Annotated in this window: 4 protein-coding genes; all 4 read left to right on the forward strand. The window is 65.8% G+C overall.

The window, feature by feature from the left end:
• The first annotated feature begins 78 nt into the window (after positions 1-78).
• Genes ACIPIA_RS13180 through ACIPIA_RS13195 form a run of 4 tightly spaced genes read left to right on the forward strand, consistent with a single transcriptional unit; the run spans position 79 to position 3,062 of the window.
• Positions 79-960, forward strand: a complete 882-nt coding sequence (locus ACIPIA_RS13180) for a CheR family methyltransferase (protein WP_400510204.1) — start codon at positions 79-81, stop codon at positions 958-960.
• Entirely contained in the window at positions 957-1,550 is a 594-nt protein-coding gene (locus tag ACIPIA_RS13185; protein ID WP_400510205.1) for a chemoreceptor glutamine deamidase CheD, read from the forward strand. Before ACIPIA_RS13180 ends, ACIPIA_RS13185 begins: the two co-directional genes overlap by 4 nt.
• Complete coding sequence (gene cheB, locus ACIPIA_RS13190) at positions 1,550-2,665, forward strand: chemotaxis-specific protein-glutamate methyltransferase CheB (protein WP_400510206.1); 1,116 nt, start codon at positions 1,550-1,552, stop codon at positions 2,663-2,665. The genes ACIPIA_RS13185 and cheB overlap by 1 nt, the downstream gene beginning before the upstream one ends.
• A gap of 10 nt (positions 2,666-2,675) precedes the next feature.
• Entirely contained in the window at positions 2,676-3,062 is a 387-nt protein-coding gene (locus ACIPIA_RS13195) for a response regulator (protein ID WP_400510208.1), read from the forward strand.
• The last annotated feature ends 85 nt before the right edge of the window (positions 3,063-3,147 follow it).

A 3,147-nucleotide genomic window follows, 5' to 3' on the forward strand; every position in this document is an offset into this window, starting at 1 on the left:
TGACAGCACGACTCGGCCCCCGTAAACGAACCGCCGCCGCGCCGTCTCGCTGCCGGCGGATGGATGGGAGGCTGATAGATGTCCAGGCCGATAGCGCTCGCGAGCATGGCGCCCACCCTCCAGCCGGCCATGGCCGACATCACGCTGACCCGCGAGGACATGAACTTCATCGCGAAGCTGGTCTATGATCAGGCCGGCATCGTCATCCGTGAGCACAAGGAGGCGATGACGCGCGGTCGCCTGGCGCGGCGCGTCAAGGCGCTCGGCATGAACTCGGTTGCCGAGTATTGCGCCTTCCTGAAGACGCCGCAGGCTTCTGGCGAACTGCCCGAGCTGATCAACGCGGTGACGACGAACCACACCGCCTTCTTCCGCGAGCGTCACCATTTCGATCACCTGCGCAAGGACGTGATGCCGCGCCTGCTGCAGGAGCGGGCGGGCCGGCGCGGGCGCATCCGGATCTGGTCCTCGGCCTGCTCGTCTGGTGAGGAGGCCTATACGATCGCCGCCTCCTGCCGCGACGTGATCGGGGCGCGCAGCGACCTGGACTTCAAGATCCTCGCGACCGACATCGACACCGACATCCTGGCGCGGGCGGAGGCCGGCATCTACCCGGCGGAGCTGTTCGAACGGCTGCCGCCCGATGTGAAGCCACTTCTTCGGCTCGAGGCCGGGGCAGGGCGTGGCGATGCCCGCATCGCCGAGGACCTGCGCCGGATGATCGCCTTCAAGCGACTGAACCTGATCGAGAAATGGCCGATGAGCGGCCCGTTCGACGTGATCTTCTGCCGAAACGTCTTCATTTATTTCGACACGCAGACCAAGGCCTCGATTCTCGATCGCTTCGTGTCGCTGCTGTCGCCCGGTGGCTTCCTCTATCTCGGCCATTCGGAATCGCTGCCGCAGCCGCACCCGCATCTGCGCCTGATCGGCCGGACGATCTACGAGAGGACAGCATGAGCGTTTCCCGGTCCTCCCGCCGCTATTTCGATCCGCGCTTCGAGGCGACGATCATCACCGTCGCGCCGGGCGAGCACGAGATCACCTCGGCCAAGGACGAGATCGTCGCGACGGTCCTTGGTTCCTGTGTCTCGGTCTGCCTGCGCGACCCCCAGATCGGCGTCGGCGGGCTCAATCATTTCCTGCTGCCGAAGAACAACGGCAATGCCGACCCCAGCGCGGGCGAGCGCTATGGCGATACGGCGATGGAGGTCCTGATCAACGACCTGCTGAAGCGCGGGGCACGGCGCCAGAATTTCGAGGCCAAGGTCTTCGGTGGCGCCCGCGTGCTCTCCGGCGCCACGATGCTGGCGATCGGCGACGGCAACATCGCCTTCGTCAACGAATTCCTGAAGGTCGAGGGCATTCCCGTCGTCTCGCGGGATGTTGGCGGAACGCGCTCGCGGCGCATCCATTACCAGCCCTCGACGGGCCGGGCCTGGGTGCAGCACGTCCAGCCCACGGCGCGCGACAGCGGCCACGAGCAGGAAATCGCCTATCTCAACCGGCTCAAGAGCCAGCCGGTCGCTGGTGAAGTGGAGGTCTGGTGATGAGCATGCCCACGTCTTCCGCAGCGCCGGTCAAGGTGCTCGTCGTCGACGATTCCGTGCTGATGCAGAAGCTGATGACGCAGATCATCGACTCTGCGCCCGGCTTCAAGGTGATCGGTGTCGCCGGAAGCGCCGAAGAGGGCTGGGACGCGATCCAGGAGCTTCGTCCGGACGTGGTGACGCTCGACCTCGAGCTGCCCGGCCGTCACGGGCTCAAGCTGCTGGCGCGGGTGCTGAAGCAGGATCCGCTGCCGGTGCTGATCGTCTCGGCCTTCGGCGGGCCGGGAGCCGACAACACCATCCAGGCGCTGGAGCTCGGCGCCATCGACTTCATCGAGAAGCCCGATGGCATGACCCATACGCTCGAGGGCTTCATGAAGCACCTCGTCGCGGCGCTCCAGCGGGCCTCCGCAAGCCGCAAGATGATCGCTGCGGCCCGCCAGATGGCGCAGATGGCACAGATGGCGCAGGGAGCCGCGCCCGTGCGGCCGGCGCCGCCGAAGGAGCCGGCCCGTGCGAGCAAGACCTCGCTGATCGCGATCGGTGCCTCGACGGGCGGTGTGCCGGCCGTGCAGTCGGTGATGCGCGATCTCGCCCATCTGCGCCTGCCGGTCGTTGTCGTCCAGCATATGCCGCCGGGCTATACGGCGAAGTTCGCAGCGCGCCTTGCGGCCGCTACCGGGCTCGATGTCCGCGAGGCGGCGGACGGCGACCGGTTGCGCACGGGCATGGCCGTCGTGGCGCCCGGCGGACCACGCCATCTCGAGATCGAGGAGCGGCGCGGCGAGCTCGTCTGCGTGCTGAAGGAGGGGCCGCTCGTCAGCGGACACTCGCCTTCGGTCGACGTGATGTTCCATTCGGTGGCACGCAGCCTCGGCGCGCATGCGGTCGGAATCCTGCTCACCGGAATGGGGCGCGACGGCGCTGACGGTTTGTTAGCCATGCGGAAAGCGGGCGCCGAGACGTTAATCCAAAGTGGTGAGACCTGCGTGGTAAACGGGATGCCGAAAGCGGCCTTCGAGCTAGGAGCCGCCGACAGGGTCGTTCCGCTCAACCAGATCGGGGCAGCGGTTGGACAGTTGATCGGCGAGCGCCCGAGCCTTCGGAGCGCGTAAGGAGAGTACAATGTCAAAGGCCAGAAGCGACTTCCGCATCCTGGTGGTCGACGACCAGAAGAGTATGCGCGGCCTGGCTACCTATTTCCTGAAGCAGATCGAGTTTCAGGACATCGACGAGGCGGAGAACGCCCGCGAAGCGCTGATGAAGATGCAGCAGAAGCGCTACGACCTGCTGCTGCTCGACTGGAACATGGAGGGCATGAGCGGCATCGACCTGTTGCGCGCCATCCGCTCGGTGCCAGAGCTCAATCAGATCAAGATCATCATGGCGACGTCCGAGCGCTCGGTCGACAAGATGGACGAGGCGACGACCAATGGCGCCGACCATTATGTGGTGAAGCCCTACGAACTGCGTGACCTCGAAGTGCGGGTGAAGAAGGTTCTCGCCTGCTGAGGCATTCGGTCTCGCCATCGTGATGCGAAGCCCCGCGCCCACAGGCTGCGGGGCTTTTCGCTTTGCGGCATGATCGGCTCGGGAT

Origin of the sequence: Allobosea sp. CER48 (genome assembly GCF_044752385.1) — a bacterium.
Classification (GTDB): Bacteria; Pseudomonadota; Alphaproteobacteria; order Rhizobiales; family Beijerinckiaceae; genus Allobosea.

What these genes read in the sequence shown, in the direction of transcription:
- ACIPIA_RS13180 (WP_400510204.1), top strand. Translation starts at nt 79, where the DNA reads ATGTCCAGGCCGATAGCGCTCGCGAGCATGGCGCCCACCCTCCAGCCG.
- ACIPIA_RS13185 (WP_400510205.1), top strand. Translation starts at nt 957, where the DNA reads ATGAGCGTTTCCCGGTCCTCCCGCCGCTATTTCGATCCGCGCTTCGAG.
- cheB (WP_400510206.1), top strand. Translation starts at nt 1,550, where the DNA reads ATGAGCATGCCCACGTCTTCCGCAGCGCCGGTCAAGGTGCTCGTCGTC.
- ACIPIA_RS13195 (WP_400510208.1), top strand. Translation starts at nt 2,676, where the DNA reads ATGTCAAAGGCCAGAAGCGACTTCCGCATCCTGGTGGTCGACGACCAG.